The sequence below is a fragment of the Halobacillus amylolyticus genome (assembly GCF_022921115.1).
In the GTDB taxonomy this organism is placed as follows: domain Bacteria; phylum Bacillota; class Bacilli; order Bacillales; family Halobacillaceae; genus Halobacillus_A; species Halobacillus_A amylolyticus.
The window spans coordinates 1,716,959-1,737,829 of sequence record NZ_CP095075.1 but is presented as its reverse complement, the minus strand read 5'-3'; the positions used below and the strand labels follow the sequence as shown (position 1 = coordinate 1,737,829).

Sequence of the window (20,871 nt, the reverse complement as noted above, 5' to 3'; positions counted from 1 at the left end):
AAGTGGAAGGGGCAGATTGAAGATGTACAAAATATCTCTAGAAAAGATGAAGCGAATGGTTGCTCATTTACGAAGACAGGGTATGAATGTCGAACTATACAAAAAGCCAAACTCCCTTGATGTTCTTCAAAAGGAGAAATTCAATGTAATAACTCCTCCGAATGGATAATAGGTATGAAGGCAAGAACCGATTATAAATCATCTAGAAAACATGATTAAAATAAAGGAAGGGATTCTATGAATTTTTCAAAGACGGATATGCCTGGATTCGTGAATAGAGAGTTAGAGCGAATACAGGAAATCATTTTGCCAATGGTGAAAAAAGTGTCTAAATATACGTTAGGTTCTTTCCCGTTAATAGCCATTTCCGTCATTAATCTATTTAGTTTAGTCTTTATTGTTCCAGGCCATATGAGCTCGATGTTTACAATAGGGTTCTATGCGCTTATTGGGGCAGTCGGTATGGCACTATACAAAGAGGCAAGGCATCAGAAAAAGGAAATGAAGAAACGGAGTACAGATTATATCATGGAGCGAATTAGGAAGAGTGAGGTTATGTCAGATCGCGGTAAAGAGAAGTATATGACTCTAATAAAAGATAATCGGTTGCAAACGATGAACTATTTTATTAAGTTCTAGAAGAAGAGGATAGAGAAAGTAGAGTGCAATAAGTAGTAAGTTCACTACAATCTGAAGAAGATGGGAAAAGGACTCAGTTTTCAATTCTGAGTCCTTTTCTTAGTTACAGCTTGTCTACTTCTACCGAATCAGGAAAGGGGGGAGAGATAACCATAATAAGTTAGCAATTAGTGTACTTATAACCTGAGCAACTATATATTTTGGTTTATCATTCTAAGAGTGGTACGTAACAATAACTCCGTTCCAATCGCTATATCTTCATCCGCTGCAAATTCCTTTGGGTTATGACTGATCCCTTCCTTGCAACGAACAAAGATCATCCCGTAATCACATACATCAGCCATTACGAGTGCATCGTGGAACGGCCCGCTCATTAATTCAGGGGCCTCTAATCCCATGGCGCGACTCTCATCACCCATGATTTGCATGATCTCTTTATTGCAAAACTTTGGTTCATTATTGGTATCTTCTTTAGTTTTATAGTGCAGTCCATTTTGCTCTGAAACTGCTGCAATACGTTCTCGTAATTGTCGTTCATAACGATCTCGCCGCTCTTTATCAATGTCACGAAGGTCAATCGTAAACGTTACTTTTTCTGGGATGATACTTCTAGCATTTGGGAAAACTTCAATATTTCCAACCGTGCCAACTGTTGGGGCCGATTGGTCTTGTTGGACGATGTCATTTAAGGAAGTGATTATTTTGGCGGCTCCAAGCAGTGAATCATTGCGAAGCTGCATCGGTACCGAACCAGCATGTCCAGCAAATCCTGTTAATTCCACTGTTAGCCAGAGTGGTCCTGATATTCCGGTTACTATCCCTACTGGCGCATTGGAGGCTTCTAAGATAGGGCCTTGCTCAATGTGCATTTCTAAGTACGACTGTATAACGCCTTTGGCATATTCTGATTCATGAATTCGGTTGGGATCAGCACCGAACGCATACAAGGCTTCTTTTCTCGTAATACCGTCTTTATCTGACCTTTCTAATTCATCACTATCTAATTTTCCTAAAATTCCTCTTACCCCAAATAACCCCTTACCGAAACGGTGTCCTTCTTCATCACATAGAGATATGACTTCAATAGACATTTCAGGTTGAATGCCGTTCTCTTGCATCGTTTGGACAACTTCTAATCCACCCAATACGCCGATTGTGCCATCAAATCTTCCGCCATAAGGCTGTGAATCGATATGAGACCCGAGCATTAGTACAGGGGCATCAGGATTTCTTCCTTCAAGCCGCCCAATCAGATTTCCGAAATGATCAACTCTAGTTTGTAATCCTGCTTCGTCCATCCATTGTTTTACTTGCTCAATCCCAGACTTGTATTCTTCTGACAATGCTAATCGGCAAACGCCTGTTTCCCCAAGTTTTCCGATAGTTGCAAGTTGTTCAATGTTCTTACTTAATCTCTTTTTGTTAATCGTTAATTGATCTAAAACCATGAGTGTCCTTCCACCTCCTGCAATTAATTGGCATTTGCCTTTTTATCTTTCTGTTTTTCCATGAAAAGAATAATAGAGATCGTTAGGGCAACACATAGTGCAATTTTAATTAAACCAAAGATGGGAGAAAACAGCACAGCCATGCCAACCACAACAGCAATGATTCCATACGTTGGTTTTTTATAAGCAAACTGACCTAAAACAGCACCAAATATAGCAGGGAGAACGAACCCAAATGAACTCTCTACTGCAGGTGGGATAATAGAAAGGATGTAGGTTCCGCCTAAAATGATTAACACGATCACAATGATATTTACTAAGGAAGCGATGGCGATTCCAAAAACACCGGCAATTTCTGCTTTGCGTGAACCGCTTTCCGCTCCAATTGCTTTTTGAGCTGAAACGGAACAAGGGAGGCACATGTTTGCAATATTTCCAGTCAAAAACGCTAAATAAGTTCCAGCAATTCCGAGGGTAGGGTAGTAGGTAATTGGTTCTAACACCCACATGATTCCTATAAATCCTGCATAGCCGACAAGTCCCGTAAAAATAGGCCCCCAACCTGGATGAGTATCTAAAATAAAAGACATATACAAAGGTGGTACGAAGCACATGAGGATTAACGTGAAAAGCGTCAAACGCCCCCAGAAGTGGGCCTTTCTATGAAAATGTTCCATACCGTTTGTCGTTTCGGTTGCTACGTTTTCAGGGGTTACCTTTTCTGGATTCAAACTCATCTGTTTTCCTCCTTATACAATCATTTCAAAGGCTATTTCTATATGAACCTAAAGCTTAGAATAAGGTTGTGAAATAGGCACTTGCCATCCCAATAACCATGGCAATCCCTAAAGCCCACTCTTTTAACCAAGAAAAGTTTCCCCTTTCAGCAACGATCATAATGACAACCATGGAAAACAGAGCAACAATGCCTGCTATAGTGTGGCTGACACTTGTTACCATTTGTTCACTTGCCAGGTAGCCAAAGGCCCCTAACATAGCAGCTGAAGAAATAATCGTCATGGCCTTTGGATTTTTCTTCTCAATTTTTTTCTGTGTATTTCCAAGTGATTTTGTAAATAAGGCAGCAAAAAGAAGCCATCCCATTCCACCTAGACACATCGTCCAGACAACGGTGGTAAAAGCCTGAGTTGAAAAATCATCGGAGGTTAACTCAACACCAAAAGCGTTTGCCCCTATCCCAGCAGCAGCTGATTCAGTTGCTGCAGATCCTATGATCCCAATTCTCATTAAGGTGAGAGGGGAGCCGAGCAGTGCAATTAACGAAATGAGAACGATCGCAATTCCAAATGAAGGTCCCAAAGAACTAATAAAGCCCGTTCTAATGGCAGTTTTTACTTCCCTTGAAGACATCCCTACGTCTGGTGCAGATTTCTTTGCTATTTTCAGAAAAACCAAGGCCTGAAACATAACGATTCCCACAAAAATAAAAGCCATAATCCACAGCGGAGTACTACTGGCAACTTTAGCTACTTCTTCATTCAAACGAGTTCCCTCCCTTTAGAAACTTAGATTAGGTGACTTTAGAATACGTCACTTTATTTGCTAGATTCTTTCTCTCTCAAGACTTGGTTTTCCTTACCTGATAAGTAATCTAAAACGGCAGAAATAAACAGCTTCCCAATATACATCATTGCTTTTTCTTGAACGTTAAACTTTGGATGGTGGTGTGGATAGACATTACTTTTCTTCTCCATGGCACCTCCGACCCAGAAAAACGTGCCTGGGACCTCTTTTAAATAATAAGCGAAGTCTTCCATACCCATTTGCGGCGGGATATATTTTACCTTCTTCTCCCCAAATAAGCCTGCTGCAATGTTTTTAATACGCTCCGTCTCTTCTGGGTGGTTAACAACAGCTGGATAACCGCGTACATACTTGTACTTAACGCTGGCCCCGAAGCCACTGCTGGTAGATACTGCAATTTTTTCAATAGACTCTTCAATCCAATCACGTACATCATCATCAAACGTTCGTACGGTTCCCTTAATTTGTACTTTATCGGGGATTACGTTAAATCCTTCACCACCATTAAAAGAGGTAACGGATACAACAGCTGATTTTATAGGATCCACCTGACGACTTACGATTTGCTGCAAGTTTAGTAGCAATTGGCTGCCAACGATGAGAGGGTCAATCCCTAAATGCGGTGAAGCTGCATGCCCACCTTTACCTGAAATCTCTATTTCAAATGTATCTCCATTTGCCATGGCATTTCCTTCGTTTAATCCAACTGATCCGAGAAGTTCTGTGGAGCTGACATGGGCGCCATATACAACGTCAACGCCATCCAGGCAGCCATCCTCGATCATGAATTTAGCGCCACCAGGAATAACTTCTTCTGCAAACTGGTGAATAAATACGACATTTCCTTCTAAAACATCTCGGTTTTCACTTAGTACTTTGGCGACCCCAAGTAACCCAGCTGTGTGCAGATCGTGACCGCAAGCATGCATAATGCCTGGAACACGAGATTTATACTCAACATCTTTTTCATCCTGAATAGGAAGTGCATCGAAGTCCGCACGTAAAGCAACGGTTTTACCAGGTTTGCTACCTTTTATAATACCGACAACCCCACGGCCGCCTACACCTGTCTTCACTTCTAACCCTAAATCAGTTAGAAAGTCTGCAATCTTTTCAGGCGTATCGACTTCCGTGTGTGAGAGCTCAGGGTACATATGAAGGTCCCTTCTGAAGGCGACTAACTCTGGATAAATTTCTTCTAATCTTGAAAACAGCTTTTCATTCATGAAACCATTCCTTTCCTATTAAAATTTATGATGAAGCTTGAACCTTACCATTGTGGTGAGCATGGAGTTTCTAACTTAACTTCCGTGTTTATCATTACCAGTAAAATTATCTACCTGAAATGTGGCCATCCTTCGCCTGAGCAATTTTAGGACGTTTTTCCCCGTAATTGGTAGCCTGTTCAAAAGCATGGCCGATTCGCAATACCTCATAATCTGCTTGATGAGGTCCAACAATTTGCAGTCCAAGTGGAAGTCCGTCAGATGTAAATCCACTCGGTATCGATAAGGCAGGATTACCAAGCGCAGAAATGTAATAGCTTGAACGCATCCAATCAATGTATGTTTCCATACGAACACCGTTTATTTGTTCAGGGTATTCTAAATTCACATCGAACGGAGGGACCTGGCTGACTGGTAAGATAAGTGCGTCGTACTGATCGAAGAAGACACGCATTCTGTGATACAGTTGGTTACGTAATCTTTCAGCTCTCCCGATATCTATTCCACGAAGTTTACGGCCTTTATTAAAATTCCACTTAAAACTTGGCTTCATGACTTCCTCAAATCGCTCAAACAATTCATGATTTGACATTTCAAATTCCCAAGCACGAAATACATGAAATACCTCATCAGCTTCTGTTAAGTCTGGACACGTCTCTTCAACATGGCAGCCAAGATCAGTAAAGACTTTCATTTGTTCCTTTAGATTGCTGCTTACGACAGGATCTACAGGAAGTGTTCCACCAAAATCGGCAGACCAGGCGATACGAAGTCCGTTTAAATCCTTGTTGAATGGTTGAAGGAATTGTTCACCAGACTCTTCAATTGAGATGGGTGATCGGTTGTCAGGCCCTGCTAGAACCGACATCATAAAGGAGGCATCTTCTACATTTCGTGCGATTGGTCCTTGAGTTGCAAGTGGAGAGAAGAGGGCAGGTTTAGGGTAAGTAGGCACACGTCCGGGTGACGTCCTCATCCCTACAACATTATTAAAAGCAGCTGGGAACCGACAGGACCCTCCCATATCGCTGCCATCTGCAAACGGCAGCATACCGCTTGTAACTGCAACGGCCGCACCACCACTGCTTCCACCGGCTGTACGATTAAGGTTGTAAGGGTTTCTAGTTACACCAAATACCTCATTGAAGGTATGAGCGCCTGCACCGAATTCCGGCACATTTGTTTTTCCAATAACGATTGCACCAGCATTTTTTAATCGTTCCACAATAAGATCGTCTTCAGTAGAAATATTGTCACTTAATGCAAGAGAACCGCTTGTCATCGGAAAACCCTTTGCATTATGCGTGTCTTTAATCGCAATCGGCAGACCATGAAGGGGGCCCGCTTTCTTTCCAGTAGCAAGGATCTCATCAGCTTTATCAGCTTCTTTTAATGCATGATCCTGATCCAGTGAAACGATCGCATTGACCTCGGGATTGATTCTTTTTATCTGTGCCAGGTGTGCTTCCATAACTTCGCGAGCAGATAATTCATGTTTTTGAATGGCTTTGGCAAGATCGCGTGCTGTAGAAAAATTATTGTAATGCTCCATACTTTTACAACTCCCAACTAATAGAATTTGTAGGACATAAAGAATAGGCTTCCAATATCTCTATATAAATCCCTTCCTAATCTATTTAGAGTCGGTTGTCGACCACAATGAATTCAAGAGGTCGACAACCAACTTGTTCAAATACTTATGTTCAACTCTCAGAAAGATACCTGGACACTCGATAGGGCGATCTTACAAACAACGAAAATGTAGAGACGAAGAGGTTATTAGTATGTGTGGTTCGAGGTGAAAGGTGCTATAAATTACATGAATTTTCAAACATTTCTTATTGATCATGATAGATAAATACGTTATGAAATGCAAATACTTTTTTAAATTTTCTAAATTATTAATTTTCCGATTTATTTGTTGGCATCTAATAGACAGTGAATCATGGAGGGCAGTAGGGATTTTTTTTAAGAAGTCGTCAAGTCTAAGTCAATGTATTATCTGCCCAAACATACAGAACACCTTACCAGATAATTTATCACAGGGTAGCTACAATGAGGGGAACTATTGTGGAAAAGCTTAGTCGTAATTATTCCATCTAGGATTACAAAGACTCCGTGTTCTTGATTAGATATAAAACTCTTTATCTATATGGAAGAGGGGAAGTAGTGATAGTAGGGGGAAGTCAAGAATCTCCCACATAATAAAGGCCCTCTATAATATAGAAGGCCTTTACCTTTATCCAAAAATCGTTCTCGTTACTAAAAATAAAATAGACGGTGCCATCAAACAACCTAGACCCGTATAAAAAGTAGCTGTCATCGCTCCATAAGGAACAAGTTTTGGATCAGTTGCGGCTAATCCACCAGCTACACCACTCGTGGTACCCATCAATCCTCCGTAAACAATCGCTGATCGTGGATTATCCAGACCGATATATTTGGCAACGAAGGGGGTACCGATCATCGTAAGAATCGATTTGATTAATCCAGCTGCGACACTTAAGGCGATCACTTCAGAACTTGCTCCAAGTGCTGATCCAGTCACGGGGCCGACGATGTAGGTCGCTGCACCTGCACCTATTGTCGATAAACTGACTGGATCTGTGTATCCGAAGGCGAAGGCGATCAGCACACCGATGACAAACGAGACGATGACACCTGCGAAGAGGGAGATGATCCCTGGCAAGCCGGCTTTTTTAATTTCATCTAGACTTGCGCCAAAGGCTGTTGCTACGATAGCAAAGTCACGAAGCATGCCGCCACCCATTAGTCCTATTCCAGCAAAAATCCCGATATCTGCTAAACCCTGCTCGCCGCCAGTAAAGAGGCCTCCGAAGTAGGCTAATATAAGACCCATAATGATAGCGATGGCGGACCCGTGAATTTTTCCATTGGTAAGTTTGTCAGATAAGATGTAGGAAAGATAGATAGTGATTCCAACAATTGCAAAAGAAACAATGAGGCCATTTTCTACAAACGTATCACTTAATATTTCGAACATCATCGGTTCCTCCTAACTCTTCATCAGAAAAAGTGGATGTACCTTTTCCGATGTTACTTAGGACGGGTACCATCGCCCAACTTACTACAACAGCTGCTACACCTGCTAGTAGTGCTAAAGGTCCTCCATCGAGGGCGGCTACAACATTTTGTTGGGCTGCCATGGCAATGACAATTGGGATATACATGGCACCCCAGAAGGCCATTCCTTCCTGTGATTTAACATTCAGCTTGTTATTCTTTTTCAAGTAATCTACTAATAACACGAGAATCAGCATGGCAATGCCAACTCCACCAACATTTGCATCGATTCCGATAGCCACCCCAAGCAGTTCTCCTAACAAAGTACCAGCCAATAAGCATACGGCTAACAATGCCACTCCATAGATAACCAGTTGAATCACTCCTTTTGTTTTATTAACCCTTTGTGTTTACAAATTCAATAACACTCGACGGACAATATTTACAAACAACAGAATCATAGAAACAATGGCAGAATTTGGACTGTACTGTTTCAGGAGTTCAATAGATGTACGACCAGGAAATTTTCCCTCCTTTTCTCAGAAAGCGTTTACAATTTAGACGATAATCAACTGTCGACCATTTCGTAATTTCCATCATAGTTAATTAAAACAAGAAATGCAAACACTTTTTAAAATTTTCTAAATTATTGAATAATGAAATGATTTGTTGTACAATTTAATCGACAGTCGACAATGGATACGTTAGGAGGTCTTTTTATGAAGCCGCCAAACCTTAATCATAATGCATTATCTAATCATATTGCGGAACACATTACAGAACAGATTATCACAGGAGAATTGCAGCCTGGTGAAAAAATCGTTGAGAATACCTATGCTACTGAGTATGGAACGAGCCGTGCTCCAGTTCGCGAGGCTATCTATCTCCTCACCATTGAGGGGCTGGTTGAGCGAATTCCGAGAAGAGGGGCCGTTGTAAAAGAGCACACTGAAAATGAAATTTATGATTTACTCGAAATTAGAATCATGCTCGAATCTCTTGCCATGAAACGGATCAAAGAGAACGGGATCGACGAAGAGATTTTGGGAAAAATGGGGACATTGTATCAAGAGATGAGTGGAGAGAAAGATATCCAGCGTTATACCCAGCTTAATCATAAATTTCATCTTTGTTTGATTGAAATGAGTAAGAGTGAAACCATTAATAAAATGTACACCCGCTTAGAATTACCTTTACTGAGGGTGCAAACTATTTCTTTTGCAGCTGAAGGAAACGTCGAAAAATCAGTAAGAGAGCATTTAACACTGGTGGATCTGCTTAAAGAAGGCAACATAGAAGAAGCGACAACCGTCTTGCAGCAGCATAACCAGGATGTGATTACGAGTATTCAAAAGCGGCTTTTTGATTATCAAAGTAAAGATAGTCAATATGATGTGTATTAGAGAGGGAAGGGGAGAGATGCCCCTCTTTCTTTTTAAATAGATATTTAGTCGACTGACGACTGAACTGGTTGTTACAGAGAGGACGATAAGATGACTACTGCATTTCTTTTCCCTGGGCAAGGGTCACAGCAACCTCATATGTTACGTCATTTGCCAGATCACCCCATCGTTACAGAAACCTTAGCTGAGGCGAGCGAGCAATTAAATGAAAGCGTTATCTTTTGGGATACCGAACTAAAGCTTAGGTCGACTATAGCTGTTCAAGTATGTCTGCTTGTCTCGGGAGTAGCGTCAGCGCGCTTGTTGAAGGAGGAAAAGGCTGTTCCAGATTATGTGGCGGGCCATTCGGTTGGAGCTTTCGGAGCGGCCGTCGTCGCTGGTTCGTTAGATTTCAAAGATGCTGTCCGATTAGTTAGGAAGCGAGGGGAATGGATGGAAAAAGCCTTTCCAGCGGGATATGGAATGGGAGTTGTGGTAGGGCTTAGTGAAAGAAAGTTAACAAAGTTGATCAAAGGGCACGTATCTGATGAGAATCCTGTTTACCTTGCCAATATTAATTGTCCACGGCAAATGACCATAGCTGGAGCGATACCAGATTTGAGAAACTTTATGGAGACAGCTCTTGCAAACGGTGCCCAAAAGGCTGAGTTGTTGGACGTTAGTGTCCCGTCACATTGTCCGTTACTACACGACGTGTCTTTACGCTTAGAAGCTGAGCTGAATGATATTTCCTTTAGGGACCCCACTATTCCTTATACAGGCAATCAGACAGCACGAGTTTTAAAAAAGGGTAAAGCGATTAAAAAAGACTTAGCGTGGAATGTATCTCATTCTGTTCGCTGGCACGAATCGATGACGTTGTTATATGAGCTCGGAACTCGACTATTTGTTGAAATGCTGCCTGGTAATGTGCTGAAGGGACTTGTGAACAATGCATTTCCGACAGCAAGAGCACTGTCCATCTCAGACAATGGGATTAATACAGCTGCCATTCTTGTTGATCGTACACGAACGAACTAAAGGAAGGGAGACGATGGATGATGACAGATGTTAAGCAAACAGAACAAACCAAAAGAAGCTGGACAACAAGACGAGATGCCAAAAATAAACGGGTCAATCAAGTGATGAAGATGACAGATGGAAGGGTCATTCCGACGGATCAAATCGTTGAAGTTTTAGAGGAAGTTCTTGTTCCTGGTGACCGAGTCGTATTAGAGGGGAATAATCAAAAACAGGCCTCCTTCCTTTCCGAAGCACTTTCCCGGGTGGACTCAGGTAAGGTCCATGATCTGCATATGATCTTATCTAGTATTTCGAGACCTGAGCACCTGGATATTTTTGAAGCTGGCATCGCTGAAAAGGTGGATTTTGCTTATGCCGGACCTCAAAGCCTTCGAATGGCTCAAATGATTGAGGATAAACAACTGACCATGGGCGAAATCCACACCTATATTGAGTTATATGGGCGTTTATTTATTGACTTAATCCCTTCTGTGGCATTGGTTGCTGCTGATAAAGCCGATAGTGAGGGCAATCTGTACACAGGAGCAAACACAGAGGAAACACCTACGCTTGTTGAAGCCGCAGCTTTTCGAGACGGGATTGTCATAGCCCAGGTAAATGAAATCACCGACGATCTGCCGCGTGTGGATATTCCTGGCTCATGGATTGACTTCGTTGTTGAAGCAGATGCCCCTTATCAATTGGAACCACTTTTTACGAGAGATCCAAGGCATATCACAGATATCCAGATTCTACTAGCGATGATGACGATCCGTGGTGTCTACGAAAAACATCAAGTGCAGTCACTCAATCATGGCATTGGCTACAATACGGCAGCCATTGAGTTGTTGCTCCCTACTTATGGGGAGTCATTAGGGTTAAAAGGTGAAATCTGCAAACACTGGGCATTGAATCCTCACCCTACGATGATCCCTGCCATCGAATCAGGTTGGGTGGAAAGCATTCATTGTTTCGGAGGAGAAGTGGGGATGGAGGAGTACATCTCACAACGTCCTGATGTGTTTTTTACCGGACGCGATGGGAGTCTTCGTTCCAACCGAACGCTCTCACAGCTGGCCGGTCAATATGCGGTTGATTTGTTTGTTGGGTCTAGTTTGCAAATCGATGCCTATGGAAATTCTTCGACCGTTACAAACGGACGACTTGCCGGGTTTGGTGGAGCCCCGAATATGGGGCATGATCCTGGTGGACGGAGGCACTCCACTCCAGCATGGTTAAACATGATCAATTCTGATGAACCACTTGTTCGGGGCAAGAAACTAGTCGTTCAAGTAGTCGAAACACATCAAACAGGGAACACCCCGGTTTTCGTAGAGTCCCTGGATGCAATTGATGTAAAAGAAGAAGCCAATCTAGCGACAGCTCCAGTGATGATCTATGGAGATGATGTCACCCATGTTGTGACAGAGGAAGGCATCGCTTATTTATATAAAGCGAAAAGCTTGGAGGAACGGCGTGAAGCATTGGCTGCGATTGCAGGAGTAACTGCAGTGGGGATTAAACATTCTCCTGAGAACATTAACCGTCTTCGACAAGAAGGAATTGTAGCGTGGCCTGAAGATCTAGGCATTCGCCGTTCCGAAGCCAATCGCTCTTTGCTCGCTGCGAAAAATGTGGAGGAGCTGGTAGAGTGGTCAGGTGGTCTCTACCAACCTCCAGAGAAGTTTCGGAGCTGGTAAAGGAGGGGTGGTCGGATGACTTGGAATAACGCAAAAGAATGTGGTGAAGTTCTCGGCGATTGGGCTGTGCAGGCCCTAATCGCTGAAGCGGAGCTCGCCCCTAAGCCAGGACTTGTCGATCCCGAAGATACTGGATCACACGCCGACATGACGTTTGATTTATTGGTTGCTTCGGCTGTTTCGTTACGGGAAACCTTTGGACAGATCGCTAAAGCTTCTTACTTTAGAGAGCCTGACCAACAGCTACGTGAAGAAATCGCCGCGATCGGTCGCCAAGGTGAAAAGAAAATGATGCACGTCACTGGTGGGATCAACACGCATAAAGGAGCCATTTGGGTGCTCGGACTTCTGACGTCTGGTGCAGCGTTGAACCAATCAGGACAGGACGTGAAGCGGATGATTCAGACTGCTTCTGAAATTGCCTGCTATCCAGATCGCTTTACCCCCAACCTTCCGACCCATGGTTCTAGCGTTTTTGCAAGATTTGGCGTGAAGGGAGCTAGGGGAGAGGCTGAATCAGGGTTTCCTCATCTCACAAAAGTCGCGCTTCCTAAACTGGTGGAAGCGAGGAGAAATGGGCTTTCTGAATCGCTTGTCAGATTGGAAACGCTCGTGGCCTTGATTGCTCACTTAGACGATACATGTATTCTTCATCGAGGGGGCTTAGCCGCTTTACAAATGGCTAAGCAAAAGGCGAACGATGTGTTAGAAAGTGGAGGAGTCTCCGCCACAGAAGGATGGATAAAACTAGAAGAACTTAATCAATCGTTACTAGAACATAACGCTTCACCTGGAGGAAGTGCTGATTTGCTAGCAGCTACTTTATTTTTGGATCAAATCCAAAGCGTTCGCTATGTCGATGAAAAAGTATTTTCAACTACTTAAAAGGAGGGCATCACATTGGAAACCATGCTATTTGAATACCCAGCCACGAAAAAGTTAGCCCATAAAGCGCACGTAGGTGTCGTTGGGTCCGGCGATTTAGAAGTCCTGGTCACTCCTTCAGATGAACCTTGGACCAGAGTCGAAGTCCGAACAGGGATGACAGGATTCGATGATACTTGGAAAAGGGTGATCGAACGTTTTTTTAATGTACACGCAGCACAGGCGACCATAAAAGTGAACGATTTCGGAGCAACACCCGGGGTTGTCTCCTTACGATTAGCTCAAGCTTTGGAGGTGAGTGAACAATATGAACGTTCTTAAAGTAAGCTTTGTTGAACTCAATGCACGTGAGCGTGTAAAAGCCGTATTAGATGAAGGAACTTTTCGTGAACTGCTTGATCCTTTTGACGGATTTGAATCCCCTCACTTAGAGCGGCAGAATATCGTTCCACAGAGTGATGACGGCGTGGTGGTCGCTAAGGGAAAAGTAGATCAAGAGCCGGCCGTTGTCATTTCTATTGAAGGAAATTTTCAAGGAGGGGGTATTGGAGAAGTCTCTGGAGCAAAAATAGCTGGAGCTCTTGAATTGGCTCTTCGTGACAATAAGGAAGGCACCCCGACCCGTCCTATCTTATTGTATGACACTGGTGGCGTGAGACTGCAGGAAGCCAATTACGGCTTGTTGGCTATAGCTGAAATTAGTGCTGCAATTGTAGCCTTACGAGAATACGTCCCTGTCATTGGAGTGATTCCTGGAAAGATCGGCTGTTTTGGCGGCATGTCCTTAACAGCAGGCTTGTGCAGTACACTAATCATGACGAAAGAGGGCAGGCTCACATTAAATGGACCGGAAGTGATTGAGCAGGAAGCGGGAATTGAAGAGTTTGATTCCCAGGACCGGCGCTTGATATGGAATACAATTGGCGGGGAACAACGCTATTCAATGGGTTTCGTTGATGACCTCGTTGATGATGATGTGGAGACGCTCAAGGAGGTTATCACAGATCATTTAGACTCTAAAGACACTCAACCTTTTAGAAGTGAGCAGGTTGACCTGTTCAGATCACGTCTTCAAAACATTAATCCTTCGCAACCTTTGTCTCCCTTGGATGTACGAAATATATGGAATGAAACAATAGCAGAAGAGACGCTTGATGAGGCGGCTGAGGGATCTGACGGGAACCCTGAAGCAAGCAGAGGAAGAACCTGGTTTACAGCATTAACGGATCAAACGAAAAGTGAGGATGTACCTTCCGTCTTGTGTACAGACAAAACCGTTGGTAACGAACGAGTCCGCTATATTGCCATTGCCCCCGATGCGACTAATCGCTTCCCCCGTGCTCTTAATGGTGAAGTAGGATTAGCAGAAGGATGGGCGATTGCTCACTATGTGCGGGAAGCCATCGAGCAGGATGAAGATGGCAACCGTCGTGCCATTGTCGCGATCGTGGACGTCCCCAGCCAAGCTTATGGTTATAACGAAGAGTTATTAGGATTGCATCAAGCAGGGGCAGCAGCCGTTGATGCTTATGCGAAAGCAAGGCAAGCGGGCCATCCTGTAATCACACTTATTGTAGGGAATGCCATCTCTGGCGGATTTTTAACCCATGGCCTCCAGTCTAATTATCTCCTTGCTCTGAATGATGAGGGAGTGAATGTCCATGTCATGTCAAAACAATCCGCCGCCCGAATTACCCGTCGTTCCATTGAAGAGCTAGAGGAAGCGACGAAACAAACCCCTGCCATGGCGTATGATATTCAATCTTTTGCGACCCTTGGCGCCCTTCATGAACTAATTGATGGAATCGATGCAGATCATCCAGGAAGTGAGGATATCGAAAAAATAGAAAGTAGAATCATAGAGTCCATAAGCAGTGCCAGATCAGGACCTTTGGACTTAAGTCATCGTCTGCAATCCCCACAAGCCAAGGAAAACCGATCGGCATCGATAAAAGTCAGAGAGAGGTTAACAGAGTTATGGTAGTCAACCCTCATGACCTAGTAAGAATTAGAGAGGGAACAGAACTTACAATGTGCCCCGATATTCCCAGTTGGGTCACTACCTCCTTGCAATCCACTCCTTTTGTTGTCGTCCGTCGTGTCCCGGTGATTGAAGGGAGGATCCCTATCGGTGTTCGCGGCAAACAACGTAATCAACGGTTTGGGGCTTATATCAGACAGGAAGATGTGCTAGATCATATTTCCCCAAGTCAAATTGTAGATGAGGGAAAATGGATGGAGAACACACGAAATAGCCCAATGCCTGCTTTTCAGGCATTGAGGCAAGTAAACGATATACTTCACTCTTATGGAATGGTTTGGGGACCTGGGGGGAGCGTAGGGTTTGAGATCGTTAGTGGAAGGGATACAGTCACAGAGAATAGTGATTTAGATATCGTGGTGTATGCTGAAGATGGTTTGCCTATCGAAAAGGCGGAGACCTTGGTTGCTAGACTTAGCGATATTCCTATAGTGGTAGATGTTCAGGTTGAAACGCCTAATGGAGCGATTTCGTTAAGGGAGTATGCACGAAACGAGTATCCTGTATTAATAAAGACTACAGGAGGGCCAAAGCTGGTTGATAATCCTTGGGAAAAAAGCCATCACAAGCGAAGTTTATGGATAAAATAGTGATTTGAATGAGGAATAACACCTAGTAATATAAATAACTTCAAAGCCCCCATTTAACTCTTTTTGGGGGCTTTTTGCATGACAGGTTTTAGCACAATTGCGGTATCAATGCAGTTGAGTTATATATCACGATGTTAAAGAAAAAAGGCATATCATTTTATCGATAAATCACCAGTTCTCATTTACTATATACACTTCAAACAAAAAGGGAGTTTGAATGTGTATTTTCATATAATAGAGTTGAATTTTATTAACTGTTAAAATACAATCGTGTTAACAGTTAATGGTGGAGGGGTTCTCATAGTACTAATGTCAAGTAATAGTAGAGGGCTTTCGACCTAAACATTGCACAGATTGTGGAAGGTTATCGGCGAATCACACATTAACCAACGTGAAAGATACTTAAGAGGTGTTGATTACAACAATATCGCAAATAGGCTGGGCTGATTCTAATGGTATACTAAAACTAATAAAGTCAGACTTCCTATGTACACAACAACTAAAATGAATGAATGGAGGAATGAACATCGATGGGCGTTCAAACTGCAGATCTTTGTGATATTCACCGTGAAAAGGTTCAAATAGCGGATCCGGTGTTTAAACAATTCGGGAAAGTAAGATCCTTTTCTGGACCTATTCATACCGTTAAGGTTTTCGAAGATAATGTACTTGTTAAAAAAGCGTTACAAAACATACCAGAAGGAAGCGTCTTAGTTGTTGACGGAGGCGGTTCCCGCAAGTGTGCCCTTCTCGGAGACAACTTGGCACACATAGCTGTTACACGACAACTATCCGGTATTGTTGTTTATGGGTGCATAAGGGATAGTGCCCAAATTAACGGAATGGACATAGGGATTTTTGCCATAGGTACAAACCCATTGAAAAGCAACAAAGAGGGAAAAGGTCAAGAAAATATTCCTGTACAATTCGCAGGAGTAAACATAGAACCTGGTTATCATCTCTATGCAGATGAAGATGGGATATTGATTTCGGAAAATCAATTATTGTGAGTAGGAAATCTGTGAAGAGGTAAATATTTATATACATTAGCAAGACCTTCTTTTCAACAACTTTGGTGAATTTGTTCGTTCGGTCTTTAGAAAGCAAACCAGAACTCTAAAGGGCGAAAGAAGTTTCGGCAGGTAAGAGGATGGCTTTATCCGGAACCGTTACATCCTTCGTCACCACGACTCTCAAATGGAGACGGACGCCTGCTTTCGTTTGTCGAAATGTGGCCCTAAAGCTCATAGACATCTCCGTTGAGTCAATCGCTTGGAGCTTACCCATGTCACGAAAAAGTGGTTTGTTTTTTATCTGTGTGCTTGAACCTCAAAAACGAGTTGTTTAAATACTTTTTCAAACAACTGTGATGAAAGGTTACTCTGTTTTCGGGAAAGTTGTGAATCGCTATCGTGATTTCCAAATTAACCATACAGTGGAACTATAGGTCCGTTTGACAATTAAAAATGTATTTATGCAACGCTAATGTTCTCAATATAGAAATTTACCTAGGGCTATAAGGTTTAAACGTACTGACTTTTATTCCAAAAATTGCTGTAATAGTGAATTGCAATGAGATCCTTGCCTTTTTCTGCTATACTGTCAAACCAAAAAATAACCACCCTAGCGCCTAACAAGCATTTAGGGTGATTATTTTCATACTCTAATGTGAGCCGGCCCCTTGAAAGGCTATTACAGGCTGAGTGGTGTTGGAAGCACCGTTCAGTCTTTTTTTCTCTATATTTATTATAGCTCAATTTTTGGAGATGAAAATGTTCAGCGGGAATATTTACTATTCTTATAAGAAGCGGATTCGTGCCTGCAAAAATTATTCGGAAATGAATCAAAGGTACCTTGCATATATTGGGTAACGAAGGAATTTTGAAACGCGGGTTATCGTAACTGGAGATAAGATGAACAAGTACATGCGGTATTTGACAGGACATCAACTTATCGATACTTATTGGAGTGCACGTTTGATGAGGTGAAAGTAACGTAACGTAACGTAACGTTTGTTATGCTCAACCCAAGCGCGGCGAATTCGGACATAAGTAGTAACACATTAAATAGAAGCGTGAATTATACGAAAAGTTGGAACTATGGAGGTATGTATATCGTAAATTTGTACGCCCTGTTTTCTACAAAACCTGAAAAACTACTAACCAATAGAGATCCAGTAGGTGTCGAGAATGACAAATACATACTGGACGCCGCTGAAAAGTCTGAAACGATTGTCTTGGCATGGGGAGAAAAATACGCTTCGATAAGAAATAGAAAAGCAGAAGTTTTGAAAATGTTGCAGGGCTATGAGCTTCATTGTATTAAAAAAACGAAAAATGGCAAACATCCTCGCCATCCTCTTTATCTTAAAGGAGACCTCAATCCCACTCTGTTTTAATAGTTGGAGTATGGGCTTTCAAGTGGGGTTGGGGTAAACCTGTGGGTGTTTCGAATCACTGATATGAACGCATGATTCTCCCATCACTTATCAAGGACCTAATTTGTAGAAAGTCATTAAAAATGAGGCTATTTTTACGTAGGTGAGAGTAGTATTGTCGTAGGGAATAGCGTTGGAGTAGCTTGAGCCCATTCCAAATAAATCGTCATAACTTGGTTTAACGACCATCGGCTTTATAACAAGCGATTGTTTAGTGAGACCTTTGCCCAATAGTGGCAAAGGTCTCGCTTTTTTAACGAAAAAATGAATAAAATGGAGAGGTGTGCCAAAGTGAAAATTTACAAACTTCTTTGGGGTAGATGAAGTAAACAGTTGCTAATTTTTGTTTTTATTTTAATAACCATATCCTTACTCAACTTAGAGTGGTTTTTATTTTGTCGGAACAACCAAGGTGAAGATCGGTAGTATTTAAACATTATGATTTTTATTCCAAAAATTGCTATAAAATGATATATTAGAACTAGTAAAATATTTTCATCACAAAACTGAGGTGAAATAATTGAGTTATATTGCACATATACGAAGTTCCGATGGGAAAGTTCAGACCGTGCGCGAACACTTGCTTGGAGTTGAGAGATTATCTGGTTACTTTGGAGATAAAATTGGTGTTGGAAATGTGGCGAGCATTGCAGGGCTCTTGCATGACGTAGGAAAGAATAGTCCAGCTTTTCGTGATTATATTTTAGAAGCTGTTCAAAATCCTAACCACCCGCCTAAAAGAGGCAGCGTCGATCATTCCACAGCAGGTGGGAAATTACTATATGAGAAGTTTCACAACGATGATCAGCCAATTTCTCGACAACTCATCGCTGAGATTCTTGGAAATGTAATTATTTCTCATCACTCAGGACTTCAAGACTTTCTATCGCCAGATCTGTCATCGGATTATTTAAGAAGAGTAAAAGAAAAAGTGATCGATGATTTTCGAGGTATGGTCGAAGAGTTTTACACGTCAACCTCTAGTTATAAGGCACTCGAACAGAAGATGAAAAGTAGTGAGAATGAATTGATAGATGTAATAAAAAGAAATCCCCAAAGCCAGCGATTAACATTAATGTTCCTAACTAAATACATATTTAGTTGTTTAATCGACGCAGATCGAACCGACTCTAGATACTTCGAAGAAAATACAGCAATGAATACTCCTCATGATAACCCTAAACTATTCGAACAGTATCACTCAAAATTAACGGAATACTTAAACAAATTATCTGCGAATAAACACTCCCAGTCAAAAATCAATCAACTTCGTGCAGATATGTCACAGCAGTGCGAAGACTTTGCCCGAAACCCTTCTGGGATCTATACATTATCGATTCCAACAGGAGGTGGAAAAACGTTAGCAAGTTTAAGATATGCCTTAAAACATTCCTTAACGTTCGGCAAGGAGAGAATTATATATGTTGTGCCTTATACGACGATTATCGAACAGAATGCACAGGAGGTTAGACGTATTCTGGAAGATGATGTAAACATTCTTGAGCACCATTCAAACGTTGTTACTGAGGAGGAATCGACTGGGGATTATCGTTATGCAAAAGATAAACCTTTAACTCTAGCAAAAGACAACTGGGAGTCTCCCATTATCTTTACGACCATGGTGCAATTTCTAAATACGATTTATTCAAACAGTACTCGAAACAGCAGAAGAATGCACAATTTAGCCAATTCCGTCATTATCTTTGATGAAGTACAATCATTGCCAATCAAATGTACATCGCTTCTTAACGAAGCCTTGAACTTTCTAAACAAAGTCTGTCGTTCAAGTATTCTATTGTGTACGGCAACCCAACCTGCACTTGATTTTGTAGAGGAGAAAGTGGATTCAATAGATGGAGAAGTGATACAGAACCTGGATGAGATCAGTGGAGCATTTAAGAGGGTCGAAGCTGTTGATAGAACGAACTCAAAAGGTTGGGGTACTGAGGACTTATCCCAGTTCATTCTGGATCAGATGGAAGTGAATCCTAATATCCTGATTATTTTGAATACGAAAACGGTTGTGCGGAAGTTATTTAACCAACTAAAAGAAGATGATCCAGATTTACTTATCTATCATTTGAGTACATCGATGTGCGCCGCACACCGCCAGAATACTTTAGAAAAAGTAAAGCACTGTCTTGAAAAAGGAGAGAAGGTTGTTTGTCTAAGTACTCAATTAATAGAGGCTGGTGTCGATATTAGCTTTGACTGTGTCATTCGGTCTTTGGCTGGTTTAGATTCGATAGCTCAGGCAATGGGGAGATGTAATCGTCATGGCAAACATGACCTTCGCTACACTTATATCATCAATCATAATGAGGAAAATTTAAATCATTTGAAGACTATCAAAATAGGCGCTGAAATTACAGGTAAAATGTTACGGGATCAAATGTATATCCAGTATACGGAGGGGCTTCTTTCGCCAAAAATGATTCGTTTTTATTTTGAAAATTTTTATCGCGAATTGGAGAATGAATTAGATTACTACGTCCCATCCCTAGACAATTATATCTTTCATTTACTTAGCCAAAATGAGAAGTATATGAAAGCCTATGTCCACAAAAAAGGGGAGAAGCTTCCATTACAGCTTCATACAAGTACGAAGACAGCTGGTAAATACTTCAACGTAATCGATCAACAAACGACTTCTGTTCTTGTTCCTTATGAAGGTGAGGGAAAGGAAATAATCGCCGAACTAAACGGTGATCCCTCTATCGAGGAAATGTCTGCTCTGCTTAAAAAAGTTCAGCCGTATATGGTGAATGTTTACGATCATGAACTAAATGAATTGAGTAAACAGCAGAGCGTTGTACATCTATGGGAAGGCAGAATATTGGCTTTACAGGAAAATGCTTATGATCGCGAATTTGGAGTCACGATAGCTGAAGAAGGGAAAATGGATCCCCATTTTATCTAATAGACAAGCCA

General features: G+C 42.0%; 18 protein-coding genes and 1 pseudogene. 12 read left to right on the top strand and 7 right to left on the bottom strand.

Annotation, left to right across the window (positions count from 1 at the left end; translation table 11 throughout):
* Positions 1 to 22 precede the first annotated feature (22 nt).
* On the top strand, positions 23 to 169 hold the full coding sequence (locus MUO15_RS09110; RefSeq protein ID WP_245035235.1) for a hypothetical protein: 147 nt from the start codon (positions 23 to 25) through the stop codon (positions 167 to 169).
* Between the two features lie 68 nt (positions 170 to 237).
* Complete coding sequence (locus MUO15_RS09105; RefSeq protein ID WP_245035233.1) at positions 238 to 639, top strand: DUF5392 family protein; 402 nt, start codon at positions 238 to 240, stop codon at positions 637 to 639.
* 191 nt (positions 640 to 830) lie between these two features.
* Here the strand turns inward: MUO15_RS09105 and MUO15_RS09100 are convergent, their stop codons facing one another.
* From MUO15_RS09100 to madL, 7 genes are all read right to left on the bottom strand, one after another.
* The gene (locus MUO15_RS09100) at positions 831 to 2,087 is read right to left on the bottom strand and encodes a M20 family metallo-hydrolase (RefSeq protein WP_245035231.1); all 1,257 of its coding nucleotides are present in this window, start codon (positions 2,085 to 2,087) and stop codon (positions 831 to 833) included.
* A gap of 23 nt (positions 2,088 to 2,110) precedes the next feature.
* The gene (locus MUO15_RS09095) at positions 2,111 to 2,824 is read right to left on the bottom strand and encodes a small-conductance mechanosensitive channel (RefSeq protein ID WP_245035229.1); all 714 of its coding nucleotides are present in this window, start codon (positions 2,822 to 2,824) and stop codon (positions 2,111 to 2,113) included.
* A 55-nt stretch (positions 2,825 to 2,879) separates the two neighbouring features.
* The gene (locus MUO15_RS09090) at positions 2,880 to 3,590 is read right to left on the bottom strand and encodes a DUF5058 family protein (protein WP_245035227.1); all 711 of its coding nucleotides are present in this window, start codon (positions 3,588 to 3,590) and stop codon (positions 2,880 to 2,882) included.
* Positions 3,591 to 3,643: 53 nt separating this feature from the next.
* Entirely contained in the window at positions 3,644 to 4,858 is a 1,215-nt protein-coding gene (locus tag MUO15_RS09085; RefSeq protein WP_245035225.1) for a M20 metallopeptidase family protein, read from the bottom strand.
* 106 nt (positions 4,859 to 4,964) lie between these two features.
* Positions 4,965 to 6,410 carry an amidase gene (locus MUO15_RS09080; RefSeq protein ID WP_245035223.1) on the bottom strand — a complete coding sequence of 482 codons (1,446 nt, stop codon included), beginning with the start codon at positions 6,408 to 6,410 and terminating at the stop codon, positions 4,965 to 4,967.
* A gap of 687 nt (positions 6,411 to 7,097) precedes the next feature.
* The gene (madM, locus tag MUO15_RS09075) at positions 7,098 to 7,862 is read right to left on the bottom strand and encodes a malonate transporter subunit MadM (protein WP_245035222.1); all 765 of its coding nucleotides are present in this window, start codon (positions 7,860 to 7,862) and stop codon (positions 7,098 to 7,100) included.
* On the bottom strand, positions 7,843 to 8,256 hold the full coding sequence (madL, locus tag MUO15_RS09070) for a malonate transporter subunit MadL (protein ID WP_245035933.1): 414 nt from the start codon (positions 8,254 to 8,256) through the stop codon (positions 7,843 to 7,845). The genes madM and madL overlap by 20 nt, the downstream gene beginning before the upstream one ends.
* Before the next feature lie 345 nt (positions 8,257 to 8,601).
* Between madL and MUO15_RS09065 the strand changes: the two genes are divergently transcribed.
* The 10 genes and pseudogenes from MUO15_RS09065 to cas3 all read left to right on the top strand — a co-directional run bounded on the left by MUO15_RS09065 (position 8,602) and on the right by cas3 (position 20,860).
* Positions 8,602 to 9,285: a GntR family transcriptional regulator gene (locus MUO15_RS09065; RefSeq protein WP_245035221.1), complete on the top strand. Its 684-nt coding sequence runs from the start codon at positions 8,602 to 8,604 to the stop codon at positions 9,283 to 9,285.
* Between the two features lie 90 nt (positions 9,286 to 9,375).
* Positions 9,376 to 10,305, top strand: a complete 930-nt coding sequence (mdcH, locus tag MUO15_RS09060; protein ID WP_245035220.1) for a malonate decarboxylase subunit epsilon — start codon at positions 9,376 to 9,378, stop codon at positions 10,303 to 10,305.
* 20 nt (positions 10,306 to 10,325) lie between these two features.
* Positions 10,326 to 11,987: a malonate decarboxylase subunit alpha gene (gene mdcA / locus MUO15_RS09055; protein ID WP_245035931.1), complete on the top strand. Its 1,662-nt coding sequence runs from the start codon at positions 10,326 to 10,328 to the stop codon at positions 11,985 to 11,987.
* Positions 11,988 to 12,002: 15 nt separating this feature from the next.
* Positions 12,003 to 12,872, top strand: coding sequence for a triphosphoribosyl-dephospho-CoA synthase (locus tag MUO15_RS09050; RefSeq protein ID WP_245035219.1), 870 nt, complete (start codon positions 12,003 to 12,005; stop codon positions 12,870 to 12,872).
* A gap of 15 nt (positions 12,873 to 12,887) precedes the next feature.
* Positions 12,888 to 13,193: a malonate decarboxylase subunit delta gene (locus tag MUO15_RS09045; RefSeq protein WP_245035218.1), complete on the top strand. Its 306-nt coding sequence runs from the start codon at positions 12,888 to 12,890 to the stop codon at positions 13,191 to 13,193.
* Entirely contained in the window at positions 13,180 to 14,856 is a 1,677-nt protein-coding gene (locus tag MUO15_RS09040) for a biotin-independent malonate decarboxylase subunit beta (RefSeq protein ID WP_245035217.1), read from the top strand. Before MUO15_RS09045 ends, MUO15_RS09040 begins: the two co-directional genes overlap by 14 nt.
* The gene (locus tag MUO15_RS09035) at positions 14,850 to 15,503 is read left to right on the top strand and encodes a malonate decarboxylase holo-ACP synthase (RefSeq protein WP_245035216.1); all 654 of its coding nucleotides are present in this window, start codon (positions 14,850 to 14,852) and stop codon (positions 15,501 to 15,503) included. The genes MUO15_RS09040 and MUO15_RS09035 overlap by 7 nt, the downstream gene beginning before the upstream one ends.
* A 530-nt stretch (positions 15,504 to 16,033) precedes the next feature.
* On the top strand, positions 16,034 to 16,513 hold the full coding sequence (gene rraA / locus MUO15_RS09030; protein WP_245035215.1) for a ribonuclease E activity regulator RraA: 480 nt from the start codon (positions 16,034 to 16,036) through the stop codon (positions 16,511 to 16,513).
* A gap of 1,004 nt (positions 16,514 to 17,517) precedes the next feature.
* Positions 17,518 to 17,901 (top strand): annotated as a pseudogene (locus MUO15_RS09025) (DUF1643 domain-containing protein); the annotation flags it as partial.
* Between the two features lie 559 nt (positions 17,902 to 18,460).
* On the top strand, positions 18,461 to 20,860 hold the full coding sequence (cas3, locus tag MUO15_RS09020) for a CRISPR-associated helicase Cas3' (RefSeq protein ID WP_245035213.1): 2,400 nt from the start codon (positions 18,461 to 18,463) through the stop codon (positions 20,858 to 20,860).
* The last annotated feature ends 11 nt before the right edge of the window (positions 20,861 to 20,871 follow it).

Excerpts from the sequence above, each read along its gene's own strand:
- rraA (WP_245035215.1), top strand. The coding sequence starts at position 16,034 with ATGGGCGTTCAAACTGCAGATCTTTGTGATATTCACCGTGAAAAGGTT.
- mdcA (WP_245035931.1), top strand. The coding sequence starts at position 10,326 with ATGACAGATGTTAAGCAAACAGAACAAACCAAAAGAAGCTGGACAACA.
- MUO15_RS09100 (WP_245035231.1), bottom strand. The coding sequence starts at position 2,087 with ATGGTTTTAGATCAATTAACGATTAACAAAAAGAGATTAAGTAAGAAC.
- MUO15_RS09110 (WP_245035235.1), top strand. The coding sequence starts at position 23 with ATGTACAAAATATCTCTAGAAAAGATGAAGCGAATGGTTGCTCATTTA.
- MUO15_RS09040 (WP_245035217.1), top strand. The coding sequence starts at position 13,180 with ATGAACGTTCTTAAAGTAAGCTTTGTTGAACTCAATGCACGTGAGCGT.
- MUO15_RS09095 (WP_245035229.1), bottom strand. The coding sequence starts at position 2,824 with ATGAGTTTGAATCCAGAAAAGGTAACCCCTGAAAACGTAGCAACCGAA.
- MUO15_RS09050 (WP_245035219.1), top strand. The coding sequence starts at position 12,003 with ATGACTTGGAATAACGCAAAAGAATGTGGTGAAGTTCTCGGCGATTGG.
- mdcH (WP_245035220.1), top strand. The coding sequence starts at position 9,376 with ATGACTACTGCATTTCTTTTCCCTGGGCAAGGGTCACAGCAACCTCAT.
- madM (WP_245035222.1), bottom strand. The coding sequence starts at position 7,862 with ATGTTCGAAATATTAAGTGATACGTTTGTAGAAAATGGCCTCATTGTT.
- MUO15_RS09035 (WP_245035216.1), top strand. The coding sequence starts at position 14,850 with ATGGTAGTCAACCCTCATGACCTAGTAAGAATTAGAGAGGGAACAGAA.
- MUO15_RS09105 (WP_245035233.1), top strand. The coding sequence starts at position 238 with ATGAATTTTTCAAAGACGGATATGCCTGGATTCGTGAATAGAGAGTTA.
- MUO15_RS09080 (WP_245035223.1), bottom strand. The coding sequence starts at position 6,410 with ATGGAGCATTACAATAATTTTTCTACAGCACGCGATCTTGCCAAAGCC.
- MUO15_RS09085 (WP_245035225.1), bottom strand. The coding sequence starts at position 4,858 with ATGAATGAAAAGCTGTTTTCAAGATTAGAAGAAATTTATCCAGAGTTA.
- MUO15_RS09065 (WP_245035221.1), top strand. The coding sequence starts at position 8,602 with ATGAAGCCGCCAAACCTTAATCATAATGCATTATCTAATCATATTGCG.